This is a genomic window from Acidovorax sp. LjRoot118, from assembly GCF_964253575.1.
GTDB lineage: Bacteria > Pseudomonadota > Gammaproteobacteria > Burkholderiales > Burkholderiaceae_C > Acidovorax.
In genome coordinates this window covers 4,300,917-4,327,257 of the sequence record NZ_CAXURB020000001.1, presented here as the reverse complement: position 1 = coordinate 4,327,257, position 26,341 = coordinate 4,300,917, and the positions used below count along the sequence as shown (strand labels likewise).

Annotated in this window: 21 protein-coding genes; 7 read left to right on the top strand and 14 right to left on the bottom strand. The window is 63.0% G+C overall.

Annotation, left to right across the window (positions count from 1 at the left end):
• The first annotated feature begins 113 nt into the window (after nt 1-113).
• On the top strand, nt 114-1,154 hold the full coding sequence (locus ACSQ9E_RS20485; RefSeq protein WP_436219015.1) for a GlxA family transcriptional regulator: 1,041 nt from the start codon (nt 114-116) through the stop codon (nt 1,152-1,154).
• A 170-nt stretch (nt 1,155-1,324) separates the two neighbouring features.
• Here ACSQ9E_RS20485 and ACSQ9E_RS20480 read toward each other — a convergent pair whose 3' ends face one another.
• The 11 genes from ACSQ9E_RS20480 to ACSQ9E_RS20430 all read right to left on the bottom strand — a co-directional run bounded on the left by ACSQ9E_RS20480 (nt 1,325) and on the right by ACSQ9E_RS20430 (nt 14,994).
• Nucleotides 1,325-2,932 carry a type I restriction-modification system subunit M gene (locus ACSQ9E_RS20480; RefSeq protein ID WP_436219014.1) on the bottom strand — a complete coding sequence of 536 codons (1,608 nt, stop codon included), beginning with the start codon at nt 2,930-2,932 and terminating at the stop codon, nt 1,325-1,327.
• Nucleotides 2,933-3,026: 94 nt separating this feature from the next.
• A complete protein-coding gene (locus tag ACSQ9E_RS20475) occupies nt 3,027-4,214 on the bottom strand; it encodes an anticodon nuclease (protein WP_436219013.1) in 1,188 nt (395 codons plus the stop codon).
• Nucleotides 4,211-5,512, bottom strand: coding sequence for a restriction endonuclease subunit S (locus ACSQ9E_RS20470; RefSeq protein WP_436219012.1), 1,302 nt, complete (start codon nt 5,510-5,512; stop codon nt 4,211-4,213). Before ACSQ9E_RS20470 ends, ACSQ9E_RS20475 begins: the two co-directional genes overlap by 4 nt.
• Nucleotides 5,502-8,570 (bottom strand): type I restriction endonuclease subunit R, encoded by a 3,069-nt coding sequence (locus tag ACSQ9E_RS20465; protein WP_436219011.1) that lies wholly within the window; start codon nt 8,568-8,570, stop codon nt 5,502-5,504. The genes ACSQ9E_RS20470 and ACSQ9E_RS20465 overlap by 11 nt, the downstream gene beginning before the upstream one ends.
• A gap of 329 nt (nt 8,571-8,899) precedes the next feature.
• Nucleotides 8,900-10,210 carry a citrate synthase gene (locus ACSQ9E_RS20460; RefSeq protein ID WP_057199740.1) on the bottom strand — a complete coding sequence of 437 codons (1,311 nt, stop codon included), beginning with the start codon at nt 10,208-10,210 and terminating at the stop codon, nt 8,900-8,902.
• A gap of 62 nt (nt 10,211-10,272) precedes the next feature.
• Complete coding sequence (locus ACSQ9E_RS20455) at nt 10,273-10,596, bottom strand: succinate dehydrogenase assembly factor 2 (RefSeq protein ID WP_057199741.1); 324 nt, start codon at nt 10,594-10,596, stop codon at nt 10,273-10,275.
• A gap of 25 nt (nt 10,597-10,621) precedes the next feature.
• Nucleotides 10,622-11,323 (bottom strand): succinate dehydrogenase iron-sulfur subunit, encoded by a 702-nt coding sequence (locus tag ACSQ9E_RS20450; RefSeq protein ID WP_057199742.1) that lies wholly within the window; start codon nt 11,321-11,323, stop codon nt 10,622-10,624.
• Nucleotides 11,324-11,351: 28 nt separating this feature from the next.
• Nucleotides 11,352-13,157 (bottom strand): succinate dehydrogenase flavoprotein subunit, encoded by a 1,806-nt coding sequence (gene sdhA, locus ACSQ9E_RS20445; protein WP_436219010.1) that lies wholly within the window; start codon nt 13,155-13,157, stop codon nt 11,352-11,354.
• A gap of 33 nt (nt 13,158-13,190) precedes the next feature.
• Entirely contained in the window at nt 13,191-13,556 is a 366-nt protein-coding gene (gene sdhD, locus ACSQ9E_RS20440; RefSeq protein ID WP_057265881.1) for a succinate dehydrogenase, hydrophobic membrane anchor protein, read from the bottom strand.
• Between the two features lie 81 nt (nt 13,557-13,637).
• Complete coding sequence (gene sdhC, locus ACSQ9E_RS20435) at nt 13,638-14,072, bottom strand: succinate dehydrogenase, cytochrome b556 subunit (protein ID WP_057199745.1); 435 nt, start codon at nt 14,070-14,072, stop codon at nt 13,638-13,640.
• Nucleotides 14,073-14,205: 133 nt separating this feature from the next.
• Nucleotides 14,206-14,994, bottom strand: a complete 789-nt coding sequence (locus tag ACSQ9E_RS20430; RefSeq protein ID WP_057199746.1) for a GntR family transcriptional regulator — start codon at nt 14,992-14,994, stop codon at nt 14,206-14,208.
• A 249-nt stretch (nt 14,995-15,243) separates the two neighbouring features.
• Between ACSQ9E_RS20430 and ACSQ9E_RS20425 the strand changes: the two genes are divergently transcribed.
• The 5 genes from ACSQ9E_RS20425 (at nt 15,244) to acnB (ending at nt 21,433) form a co-directional block, all read left to right on the top strand.
• Complete coding sequence (locus ACSQ9E_RS20425) at nt 15,244-16,230, top strand: malate dehydrogenase (RefSeq protein ID WP_436219009.1); 987 nt, start codon at nt 15,244-15,246, stop codon at nt 16,228-16,230.
• 24 nt (nt 16,231-16,254) lie between these two features.
• Nucleotides 16,255-17,043, top strand: a complete 789-nt coding sequence (tam, locus tag ACSQ9E_RS20420) for a trans-aconitate 2-methyltransferase (RefSeq protein WP_436219008.1) — start codon at nt 16,255-16,257, stop codon at nt 17,041-17,043.
• Nucleotides 17,040-18,062 (top strand): HpcH/HpaI aldolase/citrate lyase family protein, encoded by a 1,023-nt coding sequence (locus tag ACSQ9E_RS20415; protein ID WP_436219007.1) that lies wholly within the window; start codon nt 17,040-17,042, stop codon nt 18,060-18,062. The genes tam and ACSQ9E_RS20415 overlap by 4 nt, the downstream gene beginning before the upstream one ends.
• 23 nt (nt 18,063-18,085) lie before the next feature.
• On the top strand, nt 18,086-18,754 hold the full coding sequence (locus ACSQ9E_RS20410; RefSeq protein WP_057265878.1) for a hypothetical protein: 669 nt from the start codon (nt 18,086-18,088) through the stop codon (nt 18,752-18,754).
• A gap of 93 nt (nt 18,755-18,847) precedes the next feature.
• Complete coding sequence (gene acnB / locus ACSQ9E_RS20405; RefSeq protein ID WP_057199767.1) at nt 18,848-21,433, top strand: bifunctional aconitate hydratase 2/2-methylisocitrate dehydratase; 2,586 nt, start codon at nt 18,848-18,850, stop codon at nt 21,431-21,433.
• Between the two features lie 165 nt (nt 21,434-21,598).
• On the opposite strand, the gene ACSQ9E_RS20400 is transcribed toward acnB, so the two are convergent.
• Both ACSQ9E_RS20400 and ACSQ9E_RS20395 read right to left on the bottom strand, forming a co-directional pair.
• Nucleotides 21,599-21,892 carry a DUF4148 domain-containing protein gene (locus tag ACSQ9E_RS20400; protein ID WP_436219006.1) on the bottom strand — a complete coding sequence of 98 codons (294 nt, stop codon included), beginning with the start codon at nt 21,890-21,892 and terminating at the stop codon, nt 21,599-21,601.
• Between the two features lie 57 nt (nt 21,893-21,949).
• The gene (locus ACSQ9E_RS20395; protein ID WP_436219005.1) at nt 21,950-22,243 is read right to left on the bottom strand and encodes a DUF4148 domain-containing protein; all 294 of its coding nucleotides are present in this window, start codon (nt 22,241-22,243) and stop codon (nt 21,950-21,952) included.
• A gap of 316 nt (nt 22,244-22,559) precedes the next feature.
• On the opposite strand from ACSQ9E_RS20395, the gene ACSQ9E_RS20390 reads away from it, so the two are divergent.
• Complete coding sequence (locus tag ACSQ9E_RS20390) at nt 22,560-25,118, top strand: ankyrin repeat domain-containing protein (RefSeq protein ID WP_436219004.1); 2,559 nt, start codon at nt 22,560-22,562, stop codon at nt 25,116-25,118.
• A gap of 9 nt (nt 25,119-25,127) precedes the next feature.
• On the opposite strand, the gene ACSQ9E_RS20385 is transcribed toward ACSQ9E_RS20390, so the two are convergent.
• Nucleotides 25,128-26,309 carry a hypothetical protein gene (locus tag ACSQ9E_RS20385; RefSeq protein WP_436219003.1) on the bottom strand — a complete coding sequence of 394 codons (1,182 nt, stop codon included), beginning with the start codon at nt 26,307-26,309 and terminating at the stop codon, nt 25,128-25,130.
• Nucleotides 26,310-26,341: the final 32 nt, after the last annotated feature.

Below are 26,341 nucleotides of genomic sequence, written 5' to 3'. Positions count from 1 at the left end.
TACAGAAACCCATGGCCGCAGACCTTGGGGGTATGGCCGAATTCAACGGTACATGCCCTTGGCGGACATTGCCTCCCGTATAGTCCATCGCCTTCTTTCCACCCATTAGTTCAATGGATCACCACCACCACCCCGCCAGCCAGCCCCACCGCATCGACCTCGTCGTCTACCCCGGCTTCAAGGCGCTGGAGGCCGTGGGCCCCATGTCCGTGTTCGATTACGCCAACGTCCACCTGCGCCAGCACGGCCGGCCCGACGGCTACGCCGTGCGCGTGGTCGCAGCCCAGGCCGGGGCCGTGCAGTCCGACACCCTGATGGCCCTGACCGCCACGCACACCCTGACCGAGCTGGAACAACAGGAGGGCGGCGGCACAGGCTGCACCGTGGTGCTGGTCGGCTCGCGCAACATCGAGCAGGTGCTGGCCGCCTCGCCAGACCTCGTCGCCTGGGCCGCCCGCGTGGCCCCGCGCGTGGACCGCATGATCGCCCTGTGCTCCGGCAGCTTCTTCCTCGCCGCCGCCGGCTTGCTCGACGGCCGCCGCGCCGCCACCCACTGGAGCGTGGCCGCCCTGCTGCGCCAGCGCTACCCCGCCATCGACGTGGACCCCGACGCCATCTACGTGCGCGATGGCCCGCTGTGGACATCGGCCGGCGTCACCGCCGGCATCGATCTGGCCCTGGCCCTGGTGGAAGAAGATTTTGGCCACGCCCTCGCTTTGGAGGTGGCGCGAGATTTGGTCATGTACCTCAAGCGCCCCGGCGGCCAATCGCAGTTCAGTGTGCAACTGGCCAGCCAGGGCACCGCCCACCGCGACATCCAGGCCGTGCAGACCTGGGTGCTCGACCACCTGGCCGAACCCATGCCTCTGGCCGTGTTGGCCGCCCGTGCGGCCATGAGCGAGCGGCATTTTCGCCGGGTGTTCGTGCAGGAGACGGGGCAGACGCCTTCGGCGTTTGTGGATGCGGCACGGCTGGAGGGGGCGCGGCGGTTGCTTGAATCCACCGCTCAGCCGCAGGCATCACTGCCCCTCAAGACCGTGGCCGCGCGCGTTGGCATGGGGTCGGAGCAGGCGCTGAGGCAGCTGTTTGTGCGGCATCTGGGGATTACGCCGCAGGCGTATCGGGAGAGGTTTGGGGGGCCGGGGAGGCGGTGAGCCGAAATGGCTTGCTACCGACGCTTTCGACCTATCAATGACGTGAACTCGTGGCCCCAGAGCGGCTGGTTGTGTCCGGACCAGTATCCCCTTGGAGCCCGAACTGTGGTGTTGCCGACCTCAAGGTCATTGCGGTTAGCATTTTGGCACCAAAGGAATCACAAGAGGATTTACGGCAAGGGCTGGAGGCCCAGTTCTTTCAGGAAGCTGTTGTGCCTTTGTTTTGAATCTGCAATGGCCCGTTCTACTCCGACCAACTCGGCATGCACCACATCTAGGTCGGTCTCCGCCTCACCCACGGTCGTGCTGACGTACCGTGAGATGTTCAGATTGAAGTCGTTCGTCTCAATCTCTTCCATCTCCACCCGGCGGGCATACCTCGGTTCTTCCTTTCGGAACTGGTAAGTGTCGATGATTTTGGCAATGTGCGCCTCTGTCAGCTTGTTCTGGCGCTTGTCCTTTACGAAGTGCTCCGCCGCATTGATGAACAACACATCATCCGGCTTTTTGCACTTTTTCAGCACCAGAATGCACACCGGAATACCGGTGGAATAGAACAGGTTGGACGGCAGTCCGATCACCGTATCGACGTGCCCGTCCTTGAGCAGCTTGGTGCGGATGCGCTCTTCCGCCCCGCCCCTGAACAGCACGCCGTGCGGCAGGATGATGGCCATCACCCCTTCGTCTTTCAGGAAGTGGAAGCCGTGTAGCAAGAAGGCAAAATCTGCCGCCGATTTGGGGGCAAGACCGTGGTTCTTGAAGCGCACGTCGTCAGCCAGTGCGTTGCTGTTCTCCCAGCGGTAACTGAATGGCGGGTTGGCCACGATGGCGTCGAACGCCGGCTTCTTGGCCGGGTTCAGCTCGCGTAGCATCTCCCAGTCATTTGTCAGCGTGTCGCCGTGGAAGATTTCGAACTCGGTGTCCTTAACTCCGTGAAGCAGCATGTTCATGCGCGCTAGGTTATAGGTGGTGATGTTCTTTTCTTGCCCGTAGATCTTGCCGATGCCGTGAGGCCCCATGCGCTTACGTACGTTTAGCAGCAGCGAGCCCGAGCCACAAGCAAAGTCCATCACGCTTTCCAGGCGCTCCTTCTTGCCCATCGCCGGCTCCTGGCTGTCTAGCGTGACGATGGTGGAGAGGATGTCGGAGATCTGCTGCGGCGTGTAGAACTCGCCCGCCTTCTTGCCCGAGCCCGCAGCAAACTGGCCGATCAGATATTCGTAAGCATCCCCCAGTGCATCAATGTCGGTAGAGAACTCCGTCAGGCCCTCTGCGATCTTTTGAATGATGGCGCACAGCTTGACATTGCGCTCGGGCAGAGACTTGCCCAGCTTTGGTGAGGCCAAGTCAATCTCTGAGAACAAGCCTTGAAACACGCTCTCAAAGGACTCTGTCTCTATGTACTTGAATCCTTTCTGCAGCGTATCCAGCAAGTCACCGTTCTGAGTGCGGGCCATGTTGGCTATGCTGCTCCACAGGTGCTCTGGTCGAATCACGTAGTGCACCTTGCGGCGCATTTGCTTTTCGAACGCGGAGATGTCGTCCGGGTACTTTGTGTACCAGAGCGCCAGCGGCACGCGGCGGTCTTCACCATTGATCTTGGGATAGTCGCTGCCGAGTTCCTTTTTGGCTGCCGTCTCGTAGTTGTCCGACAGGTAGCGCAGGAACAAGAACGACAGCATGTAGTCGCGGAAGTCGTCCGCGTCCATTGCCCCGCGCAACTGGTCGGCAATGGCCCATAGGGTCTTGCCCAGTTGTTTCTGTTTTTCTTCGGTCATTTTTTGGAGCGGTTCTTGAGTGCGTTCACCAGCGCATTGGCTTGCAGCTTGATCTGGCTACGGCCGTCTTCGGTGGTGTAAAGGATCAGTTCGGTCATGGCGCTGGCGCAGCCGCCTTGGCAGCCGCAGGCTGAGCAAAGATGTCTGGCAATTCAAACTGGTATCGCTGCAGGAATGCGTCCAGGATTTGCTTGAACAGTCGCTTGTTGTCTTCGACAAGCTCGACGGGTTGATAAACGCTGTAAGTTTCGTGGCTCATCAGGTTGAGCGCGCGGGCGTACAACTCGTCGTCGTCGAGTCCATGGACACAGACACCGAAGTCATCGTTACCGAAGAACGTGGCGGTTTTTTCGAGAATGCCACGCAGCACGTTGAAGTGGTAGGCGTAGAGCCTGCCACTGTCTGAGGCCTCTTTCACCTCAGCTAGCATTGCCACATGATGAAAGAAGGGCGTGTCGTTGGTGGTGCGCAGGGTGTAGGCATCGCCCCGCTCTGGGCGATGCAAAAAGTACTTCTTGTGCGTACTCTTCTTCAATTCGTTGCACACCACATTGAAGAATAGGGCGTGGTGCGATGAGATCACCGCCTTGATCGGGACGGGGACTATTCGCGGTGCTTCTTCAATACCGGCGGGGTCATCGGCCATTGCGGGAGCTGGCTGTTTCCGATCCTTGGCCTTGCGCAGCAGCTTGGCCAGATCGCTGGCCACGGCAATCGCGTTGTTGTCGTCCAGAGAGGTGATGGGGTCGTCGATGTAGAGGTACTTCACCCATTGATACGACTCGACACCGTCGATCACGCGCTCACAAATGGCCATGAACACGCACCAGATGAAGATGTTCTCTTCGCCACGCGACACCTTGATATGGCGGACCTCGCCCTTGCGGAAGCTGACCGTCCATTTGTCGTAGTCGATGTCGAACAGAAACTCCGCGTAGCGGGCAAGGTAGTGGCCAATGCGCTCTTCCAGGGCCAGTTCCTTCAAGCCTTTGAAAAATGTTGAGTCAGTATTGATATGCAGCCGCCGCTCGCTGTTCTTCTCCAGGTCGTTGTCCCAGGAGAACAGATCTTCGGTGTAGGCGTTGAAGTACAACGTGTCGGGCCGGCTCTTGTTCTTGCGCTTGCCCACGTCTTTGAATTCCATCGACAGGCGGGTCTTGCCGGTGCCGTTGTAGGCGTAGAGAAGCACAAAATCCTGGCCTCCGCCGCTCAAGTCATCCCTCAGCCGGGTAACCAGCCGGCGCATGTCTGTGAAGCGGTGAATCTTCGGCTTGTCGCTCATGCTTCAATTGCCTTCGCCGATGGGAACAGTTGCTGCACAAGGCCTTTCTTGTGAATCTGGAGAGCATCAAGCTCCTTCGATTGGGCGGCGATGCATGCATCAAGAGAATGCAAAAAGTCTGCGATGTGTTTTTGCTCCTTTACGCTCGGGCACCGAAATGTTATGCGGGCGAAGTCGTCGAAATACAGCCGCAAACGATCCTTGGTCAGCCCCCTTGAATGCGATGTCAGTAGCTCCAGCGACGCAGGGAGTTTGAGCATGTATTGAAAGAAGTGCGGCACAGCGTCTTTCTTTGGCGCGAGCACGACATATGCGGGGCTTACCAAACAGTCTTCCGGTGCAACCCCCATGGCACCCTGCCACATTCGCATCATGTTGTAAGAGATATCGTTCCTGAGAGCTTTCTTGTTACCTGCAGCGTCTTCGATATTGTCGACCTTCCTCTCCAATGAATCACGCTTGACCATTCCGTCGTGCATCGTGACCGAGTAGATTGGAAGGCCTTTTTCACCCTTTGCAGTGCGATTGGTGAACAATGAGCCTGCTTTTCTTTCTGCCCATTCCTCGGCATTATGGAACTCTGGAAACCGAAGGCGCGGTTGGGTTTCGCCTTCCCGGGGGAAAAGCCGCTGCATCAGACCTTTCTTATGGGCCTTGAGCGCATCTACTTTGCGGGCTTGCGCGGCGATCAGCTCGTCCAACGAACTTAGGCAGTCGGCAATTTTCTGCTGCTCATCCTTTGAACTAGGAAAAGGCAGTTGGATCTTTGCGAGACGACTTGCCGCAAGCCCAAGCACCTTGGCACCCTGCGATTCCTTTTGAATCTGCGAACGAACTCGCTTGGATTTGAAGAGGTGACCGCCGAATCCAATAACAAAACTAGCCTTGGTTTGACGTGCCAAGATTGTGTGCAGGCCTGACACGACTTGCTCGCCGTCGAGGCCGATGATCTCAATGGCCTTTCCGATGTCATCAATGTCCTCGGAGGCGTCGGCGAAGACCACGTCACCCTCGATGCAGAAGTTGTCTGCCTTTAGGACTTCAGGCAAGTCGACTTCATTGATATAGGGAACTTCCTCTCTTGCGATATTAAAGTGCGTTGAGAACTTCGAGTGGATATCACCGTAGTGGATGTTCTTGATCGTGCCGTACTCGTAGTTCAGTTTGTCGCGGGAGAACGAGTTATTGCCTTTAAAGCAATAAACTTTGCTCATCAGTTCCTCATCCCATGGCTTGTCAGTCCGAAATTCCGGAAACCGCAGCATCGGCACCAGTGGCGCGTTCTTCTTATTGATCATACGCACTCAATCCCGAAATCTCTCGTCCTTGCACTCGCTTCCTCATCAGCGGAATCAAATCGCTCATCAGCGCTGTCTCGGCCTGCGCCCGTGCCTTCCAGGCCAGATCGAGCGGCGCCAGGAGGTCGCTCAGAGCATCACCATCTAAGATCAGGCGTTGAAGGACGCCGTTCACAAAGGCCAGCAGGGTACTGGCAGCAAGGCCGTGCTTCGCGGCGATATTTACCAGTTCCGCACCGTCTTTTTCCTTCTTGAAACGGGTATAGCCCTCGCGGATCGCCTCCTCGCTCAGGCCTTCACCTGCCTTGAGGGTGCTGATGTAAGCGGCGATATCGTCGCGCTCGTCCATGAACTTGGCGTCTGCCTGGATGAGGCCGACAAGTTCGTCCTTTGTCATCTTCTGCTTGGTGCCTGCCCCCTGCTGTGAGTAGCGCGTCATCAGAGCCATGATGTAGTCGTAGTCAATCACGGCTGAGGCGAAGAGCACGAACTCGAAGTCGAGCTGGTCCAACTCGCCCGCGGTTGTGCCATTGCCCTCCGTGCTGGCCTTGCCTGGCTGCTCTTTAAGGCGCTTGGCCGTGTCCAGGTACACACCGCGAAAGGCTTGCAGGTCTTCGAGCGGCAAGATAGCTTCGATGGCGACGGCGTTGTCAGGCGTTAGGTCGGTGTACTGGTCGAGTTGGGTTTTCAGGCGCTGCACCTCCTTGAAGGCGTTGATGAAGGCGGCGCGAGCATCGTCGCCCTTGAGCTGGGGCACAGCCTCGGGTGCGCAGGTCAGGCCTTGGGACTGCATGAAGTCGGCCAGCTTCTGCATGGCGGTGTCCAACTTTTCGATGACCACCGGCGCCTTGTCCACCAACCAGATCTCGCGGGCTGTTGGGTCAGACTTTTCGCCGGAGAAGAGGGCGATGGCTGCGTCCACGCTGTCTTGCTGCTGGCGAAAGTCGAGGATGTTGCCGTAGGGCTTGCTGCCGTTGAGTACACGGTTGGTGCGCGAGAAGGCCTGAATCAGCCCGTGGTATCTGAGGTTTTTGTCTACGTACAGCGTGTTCAGATACTTGCTGTCAAAGCCGGTGAGCAACATGTCTACCACGATGGTGATATCGATCTTCTTGACCGCAGGGTAGTCGGCGTTGGGCCACTGCTGGTCTTTAATGCGCTTTTGCACATCCTGGTAGTACAGGTCGAACTCGCTGACCGTGTGGTTGCTGCTGTAGCGGGCGTTGTAACCTGCCAGGATGGCTTTGAGTGCCTCCTTCTTCTTGTCGGGCTCTTCTTCGTTATCGGCCTTTTCCTGCGGGAGGTCTTGCTGCAACTGCTTCACATCCGCGTTGCCTTCAGCTGGGGGCGAGAATACACAGGCGATGTTCAGCGGCTGGAAGCCGGGGGCAGCGGCCTTCCTGGCGTTCTGAAGTTCATCGAATAGACTGTAGTAGTCGATAGCGTCGTTGATGCTGGCTGTGGCCAGTACGGCGTTGAAGCGGCGCCCGGCTGTGGCGATGTCGTGCTTGGCCAGGATGGCTTCGATCACGGCCTTTTTAGCCAGGGCTTCGCCGGGTTTGGGAGGATTCTTTCCCTCGGGCTTGTAGTAATCCACGTGGAATCGCAGCACGTTGGCGTCTTCAATCGCGTGGGTGATCGTGTAGGCGTGGAGCTGTTTCTGGAACAGGTCCTCTGTGGTCTTGAACTGCCCTTCGTCACCCTCGAACTGCTTGGCGGTGGCGTTCTTCTCGAAGATGGGCGTGCCGGTGAAGCCGAAGAGTTGGGCCCTGGGGAAGAAGGTCTTGATGGCTTCGTGGTTGTCGCCAAACTGCGAGCGGTGGCATTCGTCGAAGATGAAGACGATGCGCTTGTCGCTCAGCAGTTCAAGCTGTTCCTTGTAGGTCTTGAGGTCGTTCTTCTTGCGTTGCTTGTTTCGCTTGCTGTCTTCGTCCAGTGCCAGGCCCAGCTTCTGGATGGTGGTGACGATGACTTTGTCCGCATAGTCGTCTGACAGCAGGCGGCGCACCAGTGCACCGGTGTTGGTGTTCTCCTCGACGCAGCCTTCCTGGAATCGGTTGAATTCCTCGCGGGTCTGGCGGTCGAGGTCTTTGCGGTCCACCACAAAGAGGCATTTCTCGATGTCGGGATTGTCCTTCAGCAGCGTGGACGCCTTAAAGGACGTGAGTGTTTTGCCGCTGCCGGTGGTGTGCCAGATGTAGCCGTTGCCACAGTTCTGGTGGATGCAGTCGACGATGGCCTTAACTGCATACACTTGGTATGGACGCATCATCAACAGCTTTTGTTCACTCGCCACTAGCACCATGTAACGGCTGATAGCCTCGCCCAGCGTGCACTTAGCCAGGAAGGTTTCCGCAAAGTGGTCAAGGTGGGTGATCTTCTTGTTTGTTTCGTCGGCGAACTGGTAGATGGGCAGGAAGCGCTCGTCGGCGTTGAAGGCGAAGTGCCGAGCGTTGTTGTTTGCGAAGTACCAAGTGTCGGTGCGGTTGCTGACGATAAACAGTTGCAGGAAGCAAAGCAACGTTCTGCTGTAGCCGTTGCCTGGATCGTTCTTGTACTCAACGATCTGCTCCATGGCCCGGCGCGGGCTGATGCCTAGGGTCTTCAACTCAATCTGCACGCACGGCACACCGTTGATGAGGATAAGAACGTCGTATCGGTGGTGGCTGTAGTCGGTATTGATGCGCAGCTGGTTAACAACCTCGAAGCTGTTCTTGCACCAGTCTTTGATGTTGACCAGTGTGTAGTTCAGTGGGGTGCCATCGTCACGGGTAAAAGCGCTGCGCTCGCGCATGGTGCGGGCGGCGGTGTAGACGTCAGGGGTGACGACCTCGTCCAACAGGCGGGCGAACTCACCATCAGACAGATGGACACGATTCAGTGCTTCGAATTTCTCGCGGAAGTTTTGCTCCAGGGATGCTCGGTCGCGGATGTCCGGCCGGTACGCGTACTTCAAGCTTTGAAGCTTGCCGATGAAGCCGTACTCGAGCTGTTCCTCCTTGATGCCAAGGTTTGGCAATGCGGGAAGCGAATCGTAGGTTTGCTTGGGTGAAGGCATAGGACAGCGTATGAACGCAATCGACGAAGTAGGGGCGATCAAGCAGTCGGTTGGCGAGAAGTGTTGCGATTCTGACGCGGGATCCGGTAGCCGGAGAGTCTGGCTACGCTGTATATGCGGCCTATGGTACCGGACTGTAGGCTGTCAGAAATTTTGTGTTCAGGGCATAGCATTGCGATGGGAGCGCGTACGCCAAGTAAGTTGAACAAGCCCAAGAAGGTCGCGCTAGGGGCGGAGCGAGGCCTACAGCGGCGCAAGGGCTTTCGCAATGAAAAAGCCCGCCGAAGCGGGCTTTTCGTATCCCTCGAAGACCGAAGTCTTCAGAGGGCTCAGCGCTTGTCCAGCGCAGGCACATCACGGCGCACAGAGCCCGTGAACAGCTGGCGTGGGCGGCCGATCTTGTACTCGGGGTCGCCGATCATTTCGTTCAGCTGGGCGATCCAGCCCACGGTACGGGCCAGGCTGAAGATGCCGGTGAACAAATTCACGGGGATGCCGATGGCGCGCTGCACGATGCCGGAGTAGAAGTCCACGTTCGGGTAGAGCTTGCGCTGCACGAAGTAGTCGTCTTCCAGGGCGATCTTTTCCAGTTCCTTGGCCAGCTTGAACAGGGGGTCGTTTTCCAGGCCCAGTTCGGCCAGCACTTCGTTGCAGGTTTCCTGCATGAGCTTGGCGCGAGGGTCGTAGTTCTTGTACACGCGGTGGCCAAAGCCCATGAGCTTGACGCCGGAGTTCTTGTCCTTGACCTGCTTGATGAACTCGCCGATCTTTTCCACGCCGCCCTGGGCCTGGATGTCGTACAGCATGTTCAGGGCTGCTTCGTTGGCGCCGCCGTGGGCAGGGCCCCAGAGGCAGGCCACGCCAGCGGCGATGGCTGCAAACGGGTTGGTGCCCGACGAGCCGCACAGGCGCACGGTGGAGGTCGATGCGTTCTGCTCGTGGTCTGCGTGCAGGATGAAGATGCGGTCCAGCGCGCGTTCCAGCACGGGGTTGACCTTGTACTCTTCGCAGGGCGTGCCGAACATCATGCGCAGGAAGTTGCCTGCGTAGCTCAGGTTGTTCTGCGGGTACATGTAGGGCTGGCCCACACCGTACTTGTACGCCATGGCCACCAGGGTGGGCATCTTGGCGATCAGGCGGATGGCAGCGATCTCGCGGTGCTGCGGGTTGTTGATGTCCGTGCTGTCATGGTAGAAGGCCGACAGGGCCCCCACCAGGCCGGTCAGCACCGCCATGGGGTGCGCGTCACGGCGAAAGCCACGCAGGAAGAACTGCATCTGCTCGTTGACCATGGTGTGGTTGGTCACGCGGCTGGTGAAGTCGGTCTTCTGCGCTTCGTTGGGCAGGTCACCGTACAGCAGCAGGTGGCAGGTTTCCAGGAAGTCGCAGTTCTGGGCCAACTGCTCAATGGGGTAGCCGCGGTACAGCAGTTCGCCCTTGTCGCCATCAATGTACGTGATGGCCGACTGGGTTGCTGCCGTCGACAGGAAGCCCGGGTCATAGGTGAACATGCCCGTTTGCGCGTACAGCTTGCGGATGTCGATGACATCCGGGCCAATGCTGCCCTGGTAGACCGGCAGGTCCACGCTGGGGCTGCCGTTACTGAACGACAGGGTGGCTTTGTTGTCAGCTAGCTTCATTGTTACTTTCCTTGGGTAGGTGGTTTGCCGGAATTCCGGTGGTAGGGGGCCCTGTCTCCAGGTCAGGCCCGGGGCCGCGCTGCGCCACCACTGAGCCGCAGCATGCCGAGTACTTCACGCACTTCTTCTGTATCGAGGGGACCTTCGGGCTCGCGGCGGGCGAGCACCAGGTCCAAAAGGTCGTTGTCCGCCAGGTCCATCAGCGTGGTCATGCCCTGGGCCTGGCGCCAGTTGATGCTCGCCCCGTGCAGCGCGAAGAAGTTCTCGATGTAGAGATCGTTCTCCAGCAGGCCGCGGCGCGAGCGCCAGTGCAGCTTGGCGCGCTCGCGGTCGTCCAGCAGGTCAGTGGGCTCCGGCAGGACGGGGGTCGAGGTGTCTTCGGACATGGTGTCGAGGGTGCTCTGTACAGGGTCAGACAGTGCGGCGCACCATCAGTTCCTTGATCTTGCCGATGGCCATCGTGGGGTTCAGGCCCTTGGGGCACACGTCCACGCAGTTCATGATGGTGTGGCAGCGGAACAGGCGGTACGGGTCTTCCAGGTTGTCCAGGCGCTCCGCCGTGGCTTCGTCGCGGCTGTCGGCGATGAAGCGGTAGGCCTGCAGCAGGCCGGCGGGGCCCACGAACTTGTCGGGGTTCCACCAGAAGCTGGGGCAGCTCGTGGAGCAGCTGGCGCACAGAATGCACTCGTACAGGCCGTTGAGCTCTTCGCGCTCTTCGGGGCTCTGCAGGCGTTCCTTCTCGGGGGCCAGGTCCTCGGTGATGAGGTAGGGCTTGATCGAGTTGTACTGCTTGAAGAACTGCGTCATGTCCACGATCAGGTCGCGGATCACTGGCAGGCCGGGCAGGGGCTTCAGAACAATGGTGCCCTTGAGGGTGTTCATGTTCGTCAGGCACGCCAGGCCGTTCTTGCCGTTGATGTTCATCGCGTCCGAGCCGCACACGCCTTCGCGGCACGAACGGCGGAACGACAGGCTAGGGTCCTGCTCCTTGAGCTTGACCAGGGCGTCCAGCAGCATGCGCTCATGGCCGTCGAGTTCGATCTCGATGGTCTGCATGTAGGGCTTGGCGTCTTTGTCCGGGTCGTAGCGGTAGATTTGAAAGGTGCGCTTCATGTTGTTCTTTCGTGAGGCTGCTGGATCTTCAGAACGTACGGACCTTGGGAGGCACGCTGTCCACCGTCAGGGGCTTGAGGTTCACAGGCTTGTAGGTCAGGCTGTTGTTCGCGCTGTGCCACAGGGTGTGCTTCATCCACTCCTTGTCGTTGCGGCCCAGCGGGAACTCGGCGTGGTCGGCAGGGTGCTCGTAGTCGTACACCGTGTGCGCGCCACGGCATTCGCGGCGGGCTGCGGCCGAGGTCATCGTGGCCTGGGCCACTTCGATCAGGTTGTCGACTTCCAGCGCTTCCATGCGGGCGGTGTTCCAGACCTTGGACTTGTCCTTGAGCGTCACCTGGCCCACGCGTTCGCGGATGGCGTTGATCTTTTCCACGCCTTCATCCATGCTCACCTGCGTGCGGAACACGCCGGCATGCAGTTGCATGGACGAGCGGATGTCGTTGGCCACATCTTGCGCGTAGGTGCCTTCGTTGGACTCCTGCAGCTGGTTCAGGCGCGCCAGGGTGCGTTCTGCACCGTCAGCGGGCACGGCCAGGTTGTCGCCAAAGCCCTTCACGTAGCCCACGATGTGCTTGCCGGCCGACTTGCCGAAGACCAGCAGGTCGAGCAGCGAGTTGGTGCCCAGGCGGTTGGCGCCGTGCACAGACACGCACGAGCATTCGCCCACGGCGTAGAGGCCATTGACCACGTTGTTCTGCTGGCCGTCGTGCACCACGACCTGGCCATTGATGTTGGTGGGGATGCCACCCATCTGGTAGTGGATGGTGGGCACCACAGGGATCGGTTCCTTGGTGATGTCCACGTTGGCGAAGTTGTGGCCGATTTCTTCCACCGATGGCAGGCGCTTGCGGATGGTGTCCGCGCCCAGGTGGTCCAGCTTCATCAGGATGTAGTCCTTGTTCGGACCACAGCCACGGCCTTCCTTGATTTCCTGGTCCATCGAGCGCGACACGAAGTCACGCGGCGCCAGATCCTTCAAGGTGGGCGCATAGCGCTCCATGAAGCGTTCGCCATTGCTGTTGAGCAGAATGGCGCCTTCGCCGCGGCAGCCTTCGGTCAGCAGAACGCCCGCGCCGGCCACGCCGGTGGGGTGGAACTGCCAGAACTCCATGTCCTGCAGCGGGATGCCGGCACGCGCCGCCATGCCCAGGCCGTCGCCGGTGTTGATGAAGGCGTTGGTCGATGCCGCGAAGATGCGGCCCGCGCCACCGGTGGCCAGCAGCACGGCCTTGGCGTGCAGCTCGTACAGGTCGCCGGTTTCCAGCTCCAGCGCGGTCACGCCGACCACGTCGCCCTGGGTGTTGCGGATCAGGTCCAGCGCCATCCACTCCACGAAGAAGTTGGTCTTGGACTTCACGTTCTGCTGGTACAGCGTGTGCAGCATGGCGTGGCCAGTGCGGTCGGCCGCGGCGCAGGCGCGCTGCACGGGCTTTTCACCGTAGTTGGCGGTGTGGCCGCCGAAGGGACGCTGGTAGATGGTGCCATCGGGGTTGCGGTCGAACGGCATGCCGAAGTGTTCGAGCTCGATCACCACGTTGGGTGCTTCGCGGCACATGAACTCGATGGCGTCCTGGTCGCCCAGCCAGTCAGAGCCCTTGATGGTGTCGTAGAAGTGGTAGTGCCAGTTGTCTTCGCTCATGTTGCCCAGCGATGCGGACACGCCGCCCTGCGCTGCAACCGTGTGCGAGCGGGTGGGGAACACCTTGGACAGGCAGGCCACGTTCAGGCCGGCGCGGGACAGTTCCAGCGAGGCGCGCATGCCGGAGCCGCCGGCACCGACAATGACGACGTCAAACTTGCGCTTGGTGATGTTAGCTTTGGAGTAGCTCATTTGTTGTTTGCCTTCAGTCGCGGGGGATCGGTATCAGAGACGCCACAGAACCTGGATGCCCCAGCCGGCGCAGCCGACGAGCCAGACGATGGTGAAAACCTGCAGTGCCAGGCGCAGAACCACGGGCTTGACGTAGTCCATCAGGACTTCGCGCACCCCGACCCAGACGTGCCAGGCCAACGCAATGATCACGGTGAAGGTCAGCACCTTCATCCACTGGGCCGAGAAGATGCCGGCCCACTTGTCGTAGCCCATGGGGCCCTTGTTGAAGATCACCTGGGCCAGCAGGGCCACGGTGAACAGCGCCATCAGGATGGCGGTGACGCGCTGGCTCAGCCAGTCGCGCAGGCCGTAGTGGGCACCGACGACGATGCGCTTGGAACCGTAATTGACGGACATGGGTACTTTCCTCTTGTGCGGCGGTGTTTGCTGCGGAATGGCAGCGGTCACCGCTTTTTTTATGGGGTGGTTATCGATCGATCAGTACAGGCCGAACAGCTTGGCGCCCAGCACCACGGCCAGCGTGATGCTGACCACGAAGACCACGATGGACGAGGTCTTGCCGAACTGCTTGTTCACGGCGCTGTGGCTCACGTCCATCCACAGGTGGCGCAGGCCGGCGGTGAAGTGGTGCAGGTACGACCAGATCAGCGCCAGGGCCACCAGCTTGATGAACCAGCCGGGCACGAAGCCGATGCCGATGCTGAAGGCCGCGGTGAACTTGGCGAACGAGATTTCGGACGACACCGAGGTGTCGAACATCCAGATGATGAAAGGCAGCAACAGGAACATGATCAGCCCGCTGCCGCGGTGCAGGATCGACACCCACGCTGCAGGGGTCATGCGGTAGGTGGTCAGGTCCTTGAAGGCATTGATGTTGCGGAATTCAGGCCGTTTTTTGGCGAGTTCGGTCATGTTTTGTGCTTTCGTGGATGTAACTGCTTTGTAATTTGGACATGCAAAGAACGCAAAATTCTATTGCAACGCAACACACACGGTTTCAAGTCGCCCCTAATGCCGACATTTCCGCTCGGTTGCCAGGGTAGTGTCAGCTCAGTTCATTACGGTAGTGGTGGGTGTCCGTGAGGTACAGCCCGCGCCGTAACTCCATGGGAACGTCGTTGTAGGTGTACGCAATGCGCTCCACGCTGAGCAACGGCGTGCCCGGTGCCACCATCAGCACCGCAGCCTGTTCGGCATCAGGCAGCACGGCGCGTATTTTCTCCTCGGCGCGCACCATGCGCACGCCGAAGTCGATTTCGAACATGGCGTAAGTAGGGCCTTCGTAGCTGGCCAGTTGGTCGGCCGTCAGCCCTTTGAAAGCCTGGCCCGGCAGCCAGATGTCTTCGAGGATGGTGGGCACCCCCGCAAACGACAGCACGCGCCGCGCCTGCATCACCGGGTCGGCGCTGCGCAGGGCCAGGGCGCGTGCCACGTCGGCACTGGCGCGCACGCGCTTGCAGTCGATCACCTGGCGCTGGGCGCGGCCCTCCACCCGGGCGTCGCCGGTGTCGGGCATGAGCTTCAAAAAGCGGTACTGCACATGCTGCTCGGCATGCGTGGCCACAAAGGTGCCCTTGCCCTGGCGGCGCATCACCAGGTTTTCGGCGGCCAGCTCGTCGATGGCCTTGCGCACCGTGCCCTGGCTCACGCGAAAGCGCGCGGCCAGGTCCATCTCGCTAGGGATGGCCTCGCCGGGCTTCCATTCGCCTTGTTGCAGGCTCTGCAGGATGAGCCCCTTGATCTGCTGGTACAGCGGGCTGAACGCCGGCGTGGCAGAGCCCGCGCCAGTCGTTGGCTGCGCAGGGGTGTCGGCGTTGAGCGGTAGCGAGGACATGGCAGTCGAAAAATGGGGCTGTGTCTGGGGGCGTGTGGTGCGCTGCGAACGGGCAGGCGCACACCTTCCCCAGGTTGCTTTTTCAGTGTCCTGATCATATCTTATATAAGACATAAGACAAATTGACCGGGGTATTGAATCGGCAGTACACTCCAAGGCTGTTTTGCGGGGCACGGGCTGCTGGTAACAGGCGCTGGTGCTTGCGTTGCACACACCCCCTGATTTCCTCACTTCCCTGGAGTTCTCACCATGAGCAAGAAGCCCGTTCGCGTAGCCGTCACCGGCGCCGCTGGTCAAATCGGTTACGCACTGCTGTTCCGTATCGCCTCCGGCGAAATGCTGGGCAAGGACCAGCCGGTCATTCTGCAACTGCTCGAAGTCCCTGTCGAAGGCCCCCAGAAGGCGCTCAAGGGCGTGATGATGGAGCTGGACGACTGCGCATTCCCCCTGCTGGTCGGCATGGAAGCCCACGGCGACCCGATGACCGCCTTCAAGGACGCCGACTACGCGCTGCTCGTCGGTTCGCGCCCACGTGGCCCCGGCATGGAACGTGCCGAGCTGCTGGCCGTCAACGGCGCCATCTTCACGGCACAGGGCAAGGCCCTGAACGCCGTGGCTTCGCGCAACGTGAAGGTGCTGGTTGTCGGCAACCCTGCCAACACCAACGCCTACATCGCCATGAAGTCGGCACCTGACCTGCCACGCAAGAACTTCACCGCCATGCTGCGCCTGGACCACAACCGCGCTGCCAGCCAGATCGCTGCCAAGACCGGCAAGGCCGTGGCCGACATCGAAAAGCTGACCGTCTGGGGCAACCACTCGCCCACGATGTACGCCGACTACCGTTTCGCCACCATCAACGGCGAAAGCGTCGCCAAGATGATCAACGACCAGGAATGGAACGCCAACACCTTCCTGCCCACCGTGGGGAAGCGCGGCGCGGCCATCATCGAAGCACGCGGCCTGTCGTCGGCTGCCTCGGCTGCCAACGCCGCCATCGACCACATGCGCGACTGGGCCCTGGGCACCAACGGCAAGTGGGTCACCATGGGCATCCCATCGGACGGCCAGTACGGCATCCCCAAGGACACCATGTTCGGCTTCCCCGTCACCTGCGAAAACGGCGAGTACAAGCTGGTTGAAGGCCTGGAGATCGACGCCTTCTCGCAAGAGCGCATCGACAAGACCCTGGCCGAGCTGCAAGGCGAGCAAGACGGCGTCAAGCACCTGCTGTAATCATCCACAGGCAGGCTGTCGTACATGCTCGACTGGAACCCCGCGCTCTACCGCCGCTTCGAGGACGAGCGCACGCGCCCGGCCCAGGAGCTGCTGGCGCGGGTGTCCCTGGCCGACCTCTCCAGTGCCGCCCATGTGGTGGACCTGGGCTGTGGGCCAGGCAACTCCACCGAGCTGCTGGTGCAGCGCTTTCCAAAGGCGCAGGTCACCGGCATCGACACCTCCAAAGCCATGCTGGCCAGCGCGCGCGAGCGCCTGCCCGGCACGGCCTTTGAACAAGGCGACATCGCCACCTGGGTGCCCGACGTGGCACCCGACCTGATTTACGCCAACGCTGCCCTGCAATGGGTGGCGGGGCACGAAACCCTGGTTCCCCGGTTGTTCAGCCTGCTCGCCCCCGGCGGCGTGCTGGCCATCCAGATGCCCGACAACCGGCAGGAACCCTCGCACCGCCTGATGCGCGAGATCGCCGGGCAGTCTCCCTGGCGCGAGCCCATCGGTGACGCCGATGCCGTGCGCACCGAGCTGGCCACCATAGCCGGCTACTACGACATGCTGGCCAAGGAGGCTGCTTTGGTGGACGTGTGGCACACCGTCTACCAGCACGTCATGCCCACGGCCGGCGCCATTGTCGACTGGCTGCGCAGCACCGGGCTGCGGCCGTTCCTCGATCCTTTGGGCGACGAGCTTCGCGCCAGCTTTCTGGCCGAGTACGAGGGCCGCATCAGCGACGCCTACCCCCTGCGCAGCGATGGCAACCGCCTGCTGTCCTTTCCGCGCATGTTCATCGTTGCACAGCGCCCCGCACCATGAGCACTGTTGCCTCTCCCGCCCACCCCGCCAGCGTGCTGCTGGGCGCCCAGGCCGGCGCCAGCCGCCTGCCGGTGTGCGACCACTACAGCGGTGTGGAAGCGCGCATGAAAAAGAGCCTGCAACTGCAGGCCGAGATGACCGCCGAGTTCGGCCATTGCGTGTTCGACGTCACCCTGGACTGTGAAGACGGTGCCCCCGTGGGCCAGGAGCGCGAGCACGCCGCCCTGGTCGCATCGCTGGCGCTTAACACCGCCGAAGGCGCCCGCGTGGCCGCCCGCGTGCACACCGTGGACCACGCCGCCTTTGCCAACGACATCGCCACCATTGCCGGCGAGGCCGGCCACCGCCTGTCGCACATCATGGTGCCCAAGGTCGAGTCGGTGGACGACGTGCTGCACGCCGAAAAGGCGCTGCTCGCCGCATCGGCCGGCCACCTGCCGCTGCACGTGCTGATCGAGTCGCCCGCCGCCGTGCACCGCGCCTTCGAGATCGCTGCGCACCCGCGCGTGCAGAGCATCAGCTTCGGGCTCATGGATTTTGTCTCTGCGCATGGCGGCGCCATCCCCTCGTCGGCCATGGGCTCGCGCGGCCAGTTCGAGCACCCGCTGGTGGTGCGCGCCAAGCTCGAGATCGCCGCCGCCTGCCATGCCCACGGCAAGGTGCCGTCGCACTGCGTGGTGACCGAATTCAATGACACCGCTGCCATGCAGGCCGCCGCTACCCGCGCATCGCAGGAGCTGGGCTACACCCGCATGTGGAGCATTCACCCTGGCCAGATCCGCCCCATCCTGCAGGCGTTTGCGCCCCGGCAGGACGAGATCGAGCTGTCCGCCCGCATCATTGCCGCTGCCGCGCAGGCCGACTGGGCGCCCATCAGCCACGATGGCACCCTGCACGACCGCGCCAGCTACCGCTACTACTGGCAGGTGCTTGAACGCGCCCACCAGACCGGGCGCGCGCTGCCGCCCGAAGTGGCCCACTGGTTTGCTGCTTCCCCCGCTCCCCACCACGACGCCTGAACCTTTTTTCCAGGACTTCCCCCATGAAATCACTGATCCTCACCTCCGCCCTGATGCTGGTGGCCCCTGGCCTTGCCCTGGCGCAGGCCGCAGCCGAGCCCGCCAAGAAGAGCGCGCCCGCCGCCAAGAAGGAAGCCGCACCCAAGAAAGAGGCCGCCGCCAAGCCGGCCGCAAAGCCCGCAGCCAAGTCGGCTGAAGCCAAGGACAAGGCCCCCGCCAAGAAGACCGCCAAGGCCGAGCCCACCAGCAGCCGCCAGCAGCTCAACACGGCGGCCAACCAGGTCGCCACCGGCCTCATCGCCGCCGATGCCGCCCTGAGCCCTGAAGAACAGGCCATCGCCATGCGCGTGCACACCGGCCGCATCGCCTGCGAGCTGGGCGCGTTCGTCAACGTGACGGCCGACGCCGCCACGCCCGGCCGCTTCACTATCGAGGGCAAGGGCTTCAAGTACCACATGACCCCCGTGGTCACCAGCACCGGCGCCGTGCGCCTGGAAGATGCCAAGGGCGGCGCCGTGTGGCTGCAGATCGCCAACAAGTCCATGCTGATGAACCAGAAGCTCGGCCAGCGCCTGGCCGACGAGTGCATGAGCGCCGAGCAGACCCTGGTGGCCGAGGCCGCCAAGAAGGCCCCGCCCCAGAGCGTGTTCGACCCCGCGCCTGCTGCCACGGCCACCGCCACCACCAAATAACCAGAACCCGACGAGACACGGCACCCCCGCGCCGCATGGCCCTTGCAGCCCCGGCGCCACCACCCCACTTTAGAACGCAACCGGAGAAAAATGATGTTGAAAGCCTACCGTGACCATGTGGCCGAGCGCGCCGCGCTGGGCATCCCACCGCTGCCCCTGACGGCCAAGCAGACCGGCGAGCTGGTCGAGCTGCTCAAGAACCCACCCCAAGGCGAAGAAGCCACGCTGGTGGACCTGATCACGCACCGCGTGCCTGCCGGTGTGGACGACGCCGCCAAGGTCAAGGCCAGCTACCTGGCCGCCGTGGCCCACGGTACCGAGGTGTGCACGCTGATCGGCCGCGAAAAGGCCACGCAGCTCTTGGGCACCATGCTGGGTGGCTACAACCTCACTCCCCTGATCGACCTGCTGGACGACGCGGCCGTGGCCTCCGTCGCCGCCGAAGCGCTCAAGAAGACGCTGCTGATGTTCGACCAGTTCCATGACGTCAAGGAAAAGGCCGACAAGGGCAACACCTTCGCCAAGTCCGTGCTGCAAAGCTGGGCCGACGCCGAGTGGTTCACCAGCCGCCCCGAAGTGCCCCAGAGCATCAAGCTCACCGTGCTCAAGGTCACCGGCGAAACCAACACCGACGACCTGTCGCCCGCGCCCGACGCCTGGAGCCGCCCCGACATCCCGCTGCATGCCCTGGCCATGCTCAAGAACAAGCGCGACGGCATCACGCCCGAAGAAGACGGCAAGCGCGGCCCCATCAAGTTCCTGGAAGACCTGCGCGCCAAGGGCAACCTGGTCGCCTACGTGGGCGACGTGGTCGGCACCGGCTCCAGCCGCAAGTCGGCCACCAACAGCGTGCTGTGGTTCACGGGTGAAGACATCCCGTTCGTGCCCAACAAGCGCTTCGGCGGTGTGTGCCTGGGCAGCAAGATCGCTCCCATCTTCTACAACACCATGGAAGACGCGGGCGCACTGCCCATCGAGCTCGATGTGAGCCAGATGAACATGGGCGACGAGATCGAGCTGCTGCCCTACGCCGGCAAGGCGCTGAAGGACGGCCAGGTCGTCGCCGAGTTCACCGTCAAGAGCGACGTGCTGTTCGACGAAGTGCGCGCCGGTGGCCGCATTCCGCTGATCATCGGCCGTGGCCTCACCGCCAAGGCCCGCGAGGCCCTGGGCCTGGCGCCTTCCACGCTGTTCCGCCTGCCGCAAGTGCCTGCCGCCACCGGCAAGGGCTTCACGCTGGCGCAAAAGATGGTCGGCCGCGCCTGCGGCCTGCCCGAAGGCCTGGGCGTGGTGCCCGGCACGTACTGCGAACCCCGCATGACCTCGGTCGGCTCGCAGGACACCACCGGCCCCATGACCCGCGACGAACTGAAGGACCTGGCCTGCCTGGGCTTCAGCTCCGACCTGGTGATGCAGTCCTTCTGCCACACGGCTGCCTACCCCAAGCCCGTGGACGTGAAGATGCACCACGAGCTGCCCGACTTCATCAGCACGCGCGGCGGCATCTCGCTCAAGCCCGGCGACGGCATCATCCACAGCTGGCTCAACCGCATGCTGCTGCCCGACACCGTGGGCACCGGCGGCGACTCGCACACGCGCTTCCCCATCGGCATCAGCTTCCCCGCCGGCTCCGGCCTGGTGGCGTTTGCTGCCGCCACGGGCGTGATGCCCCTGGATATGCCTGAATCGGTGCTGGTGCGCTTCAAGGGCAAGATGCAGCCCGGCGTCACGCTGCGCGACCTGGTGCACGCGATTCCGCTGTACGCCATCAAGGAAGGCCACCTCACCGTGGCCAAGCAGGGCAAGAAGAACATCTTCTCGGGCCGCATCCTTGAAATCGAAGGCCTGCCGGACATGAAGGTCGAGCAGGCGTTCGAGCTGTCCGACGCATCGGCCGAGCGCTCTGCCGCCGGCTGCACCGTGCGCCTGAACAAGGAGCCTGTGATCGAGTACATCAACTCGAACATCGTGCTGCTCAAGAACATGATCGCCCAGGGCTACGCCGACGCACGCACCATCGGCCGCCGCATCAAGGCCATGGAAGCCTGGCTGGCCAACCCCCAGCTGCTGGCCCCCGATGAGAACGCCGACTACGCCGCCATCATCGAGATCGACCTGGCCGAGATCACCGAACCCATCGTCTGCTGCCCCAACGACCCCGATGACGCCAAGACGCTGTCGGATGTGGCCGGCGCCGCGATCGACGAAGTCTTCATCGGCTCGTGCATGACCAACATCGGCCACTTCCGCGCAGCCTCCAAGCTGCTCGAAGGCAAGCGCGACATCCCCGTCAAGCTGTGGATGGCACCGCCCACGAAGATGGACGCGCACCAGCTCACCGAAGAAGGCCACTACGGCGTGTTCGGCGCGGCCGGCGCCCGCATGGAAATGCCCGGCTGCTCGCTGTGCATGGGCAACCAGGCGCAGGTGAAGGAGGGCGCCACCGTGATGTCCACCAGCACCCGCAACTTCCCCAACCGCCTGGGCAAGAACACCAACGTCTACCTGGGCTCGGCCGAACTCTCGGCCATCTGCTCCAAGCTGGGCCGCATTCCTTCCAAGGAAGAGTACCTGGCCGACATGGGTGTGCTCAACCAGAACGGCGACAAGATCTACAAGTACCTGAACTTCGACCAGATCGCCGAGTTCAAGGACGTGGCAGACGGCGTGGCCGCCTGATAGGTCAGCGGATCGCCCAGCCCCTTGCTGGGCTGGACATGGTCCCCAAAGAAAAACGGGCTCCCAGATGGGAGCCCGTTTTGCTTGGGGAGTGGGGAAACACTTCCACATGGTGGCGGCACCCACGACCGTGAGATACCACCACCATGGGAAGGCCCGCATTCTTTACATGGCGCTGATTTCGCCCGAAGGGATCTGGCCCAGGCGCACAGCTTCTGCGGCTGCTGCACGCACAGCAGCACGGTCAGCCGTCGACTTGTAGGTCACCACACGCGAACCAGCGGGTTCGGTGCTGCGGGTCTGTGCCACGGTGGCGGCTTCAGCAGCTACTTCGGCACGGGTGCGTTGGGTTTCGAACTTGGTGGCGAACTGCGAAGCATCGGCTTCGTCAGCCTGTGCGCCGAAGGAAACGAAAGCGGCAACAGCGGCCAGGGAGAGGAAACGTGCGGTCTTGTTCATGGTGATCTCGATTCTTGATTTGATTGGGGGTAGGGGGTCAGTTCAATCCGGGGCGGCTTACAGAGCGCCGATTTCGCCGGAAGAGATCTGGCCGGTGCGCACGGCATCGGCAGCCTGGGCACGCACGGCAGCGCGGTCGGCGGTGGATTGGTAGGTCACGACACGCGAACCAGCGGGTTCGATGCTGCGGGTCTGTGCCACGGTAGCGGCTTCAGCGGCCACTTCGGCGCGGGTGCGGTTGGTTTCGAACTTGGTGGCGAATTGCGAAGCATCGGCTTCGTCGGCGTAAGCGCCGAAAGAAGCGAAAGCGGCAACAGCGGCGAGGGAGAGGAAGCGTGCGGTCGTGTTCATGATGAAATCCTTGGAAGAAAAAAGTGACTCAAAAAAACCGGAGCAAAAACACTCTGAACCGGGTTCGGTGAGTCGCCTTGCGGGTTCGGCTCATCGATGGGTTGAACTGTACGCCGCAGGTGATCAAAGAAAAACCACCCAGTCGCGAACTGACTGTTCCAGTTTTGGAAATAGTCGAGGCTGCGGGTACGAGGTGTGCGGCAACAGGAGGGTCATGTTGTAGACATGCCGTTGCCTTGTTTCTGTCATGCAAATGTCATGATGGGGACGCATCCTCATCGCATAACAACAACAAAAAAGAAATGGAGGGACATCCATGGCAAGAGAGAACAACCCCGAAAACATAGACACCCTGGCCAAGCGCCTGGGAATGCTGCTGTTTAGCGGGCTCTTCGCAGCGGCCTTTGGCTTGGGCGGCTACTTCGCGGGGCTCCAGCCCCTGGCGCAGACGCTCCGGGCGGCGCTGGAGGTGCGCAGCTGGCATCCGGTGGCGGCCCAGGTGCTGGGCACCGAGCTCAAGCGCCACACGTCCAGCGATGGCACCACGTACCGGGTGCACGCCCGCTACCGCTACGAATTCGCGGGCCGGCAGTACGAGGGCACCCGGGTGGGGCTGGACCCCGAGGCCGGTGCCGACAACATCGGCGACTGGCACCAGCACTGGCACGGTCTGCTGCAAAGCGCCCAGTCCCGTGGGCAGCCCATCACCATCATGGTCAACCCGCAGGCGCCCTCGCAGGCCCTCATCGACCCTTCCATCCGCTGGGCGCTGCAGATGTTCCGCGTACCCTTTGCCCTGGTCTTCACCGGCGTTGGGCTGGTGGCGGGCTGGTTCTTCGTGCACATCCTGCTGGGCGGGGGCGGCAGGAAGCCGGAGGCCGAGCTGGGCGCTGCGCCCGAGCCGCCGCAAAAGGGCGCTGCCAGCAAGTCGGCGGGCGCCACCTGGTTCTTCACCGTCTTCTGGTGCGGCATCGCCTTCCCCATGGCAGCCATGCTGTGGACCAGCGGCAGCGCGCCCTGGTTCGCCAAGGCCTTCATTTCGATCTTCGCCATGGTGGGGCTGGTGCTGATCGGCTTGGCATTGCACCAGACGCGCAAGGCCTGGCGCTATGCGGGCGCGGCGCTCACGGCGCTGCCGGCCCAACCGCGCGCCGGCCACCCGGTGGAGCTGACGCTGCTGCTGCCCGAGCGCGCCGCTGCCCACCAGAGCGAGAACCGCCCGCAGCTGCGCCTGGCCCAGTACCGGGTGGACGAATCGGGCTCGGGCTCGCCCGAGCGCTGCGTGGAGTCATTCACCGAGGCGGCGCGCATGCAGCGCACGGCCGATGGCGGGCTGCGGCTGGCCGCGCGCTTCGATCTGCCGGCCGATGCGCCCCCGCACGGCAGCCAGCGCTCCGGCGAGCGCGTGGACTGGCGGCTGGAGCTGCTGCACGGCCCGGACGGCTCGGTGGAGCTGACCTACGACCTGCCCGTGCAGGCCGCGCCGCGCGGCTTCGAGGGTGGCGGCGATGAACTGCCCGACCGCTTCGACCGGCGCGCCGCCTGGAAGCAAGTGGTGCCCATTGCGCCCCTGAGCGAAGCCGAGGTCGCGAACGAAGGCCCCCTGCCTTTGCCCCCGGCAGTCACGCTGCAGGAGACCCGAGAGGCATGGACCTACGAATTCAGCCAGAGCGGCTGGCGCTGGGCCGCCGGCCTGGTGCTGGCCTGCCTGGCGCTGGAGGCGGCGATCAACGGCCGCCTGAGCGCGCAGGGCCTGGTGCTGCCCCACGGGTTCTTCGCGGCGGGCGCCTGGATCGGCCTGGCCGCCTTTGCGCTGCACGCCGCCACCCGCCGTTGGAGCCTGACCGTGCAGGACGGCGGCATCACCGCGCGCCGCCACTCCTGGCTCTGGTCGCGTGCCGACACCGTGCCCGGCGATGCCAGCCGCACCCTGGCGCACAAGCTGCTGTACGCCACGGGCAGCGGTGCCAGCGAGCACCGCTACCACGCCGTGTATGCGCGTGGGGCAGGGGACACGCTGGTACGGCTCACCCCCGGCCTGGGTGGCGAGGCGGCGGCCACGGCCCTGGGCCAATCGCTGGCCCAGGCCTGGGCGCACCGGCGCGGGCGCTTTGCCGCCGGCATGCAGCGGCCCGCGCGGGCTCAGTATTCCCGCCCGGCCTGGGGCGCGCTGCTGGTGCTGGCCCTGGTGGTCTGGTGGGTTGTGGGGCCCAAGGTGGCTGGCATGGCGCGCCGCACGCCAGCGGCTGAGTCGGCTGCGCCCGCCGTGTCGTACTCCGCCGTAGACGGCCGCCTGCTCGACGCCCAGAACGCCGGCGACGCCACCGCCCTGCGCGCCGCGCTGGCGGCCGGTGCCAACCCCAACCTGCTGGCGCCCAACGGCTCCAGCGTGCTCATGCTGGCCGCGCACCGGGGACAGCTGGAGCACATCGAGGCACTGCTCGCCGCCGGCGCAAAGCCCGACCTGCGCCAGACGCAAAAGGACAGCGAGCTGGGCGACACCGCGCTGCTGCGCGCCTTCTACGGCGGTAACCTGGCGGCGGCCCAGCGCCTGGTGCTGGCCGGGGCCGGCCTGTCGGCCCGCAACCGCTGGGACTGGGGCCCCGTGCACATGGCCGCGCAAAGCGGCTGCATCGCTTGCCTGGAGTGGCTGGCTGCGCAAGGCCAGCCGCTGGATGAACCCGCAATGGCCAGCCGGGGGGAGACCCCCACCATGCTGGCCGCAGGGCGGGGCCGGGTGGAGGCGCTGCAGTGGTTCGAGGCCCGGGGCATCGACCTGGCGCGCAAGGACCCCCATGGCAAGACCGCGCTGGACTGGGCGCGCTTCAAGAAACAGGCTGAAGCGGAGCAGTGGCTCTTGGAGCGAACGCGCTGAGCGTGGCTCCTATGCCTTGCGCTGCACCTGCGCACGCAGGTACGCCAGCAGCCGGTCGACCCGCTGCACCATTTCTTTCTTCATGGCGGGGGGCGCCGTGCGCTCTTCATTCGCTCGCTTCTGTTGGGCCACCTCCTGGAACTGGTCGCCGCCATACAGCCAGGCGCTGACCAGCGCGGCGTAGCCGAAGTTCTTCTGCGCGTGCTCCGCCAGCGTCTTGTGGCCCAGAGGATTGCCAGGAAGCGGGAAAACGGTGGTGCCCGACATGATGGCGTGCATGCCCTGCGGCGTGCGGGTCATCTCCAGAATGGGCCCCACCGGGTCTTGCACCTCTTTCACCATGCGCTGCAGGTCTGCCGAACCCTTGATGGGGAAATAGGCATAGGTGTCCTGAAAAATCCCGACATAGAAATTCAGCTGGCGCCGGAAATACATCTCGTCATGCTCGGGAAAGACGGCCCTGAGGATGTTGGCGATTTCTTCACTGAACACATTCACGTCGATGGTCAGGCACGGCAGGTGGTTAGTGTTCGACGTCAGCAGCGTGACGCCCTGCCCACCCGCCGGGGTGGGCCGAAAATACGTCGCCTCCGCCTGGGCGTGGTAGTACGGCACCTCGATCGCCTGCCGGGGTGATATGAATCCGTGCTGGGGCAGCATCGACGAGAGCACCGAGCGCATCTCGTCGCGCGCCGACGCAAGCGCCATGGACAGGGGCGCACGCGCGGGTGCGGCGGCGGGCGTGGAGGCCGGTGCGGGCGTGGGCGTGGCCGAGTCCAGGGGCGCGTTCTCCAGCACCCGCATCGCCTGTGTCCAGAAGTCGGTGCGCTCCGGCGGCAGCACGCGATTGGGCGCCACCAGCGCCAGGCCCACTTGGTCGTCCAACACCGTCAGGCCCAGCGCGTTGGCCCGCTTCACCACGGCGCCCAGCAGCTTCATGCGGTTCTCGGCGGGCAGGGAAAACGTCCACACGGCCTTGCGGCAGTTTTTCGCATCGTTGACCGGATCGCCGTCCCAGGGCGCCTCGCCGCAGTCCTTGTAGGCTGCCATCTGCGCGGCCAAGGCCGCGAACTTCGGGTTGGGCCCGGGCTCCAGCAGCTCCAGCCCGAACCAGTTGCGCAGGGCTTCCTCGTACGAGGTCGGCGGGGCCTGGCCGGCCGGGGGTTCCCAAACACGAAGGTCGTAGCTCATGGTGCGGGTGTGAAAGAGGGTGGGGCGGTCTC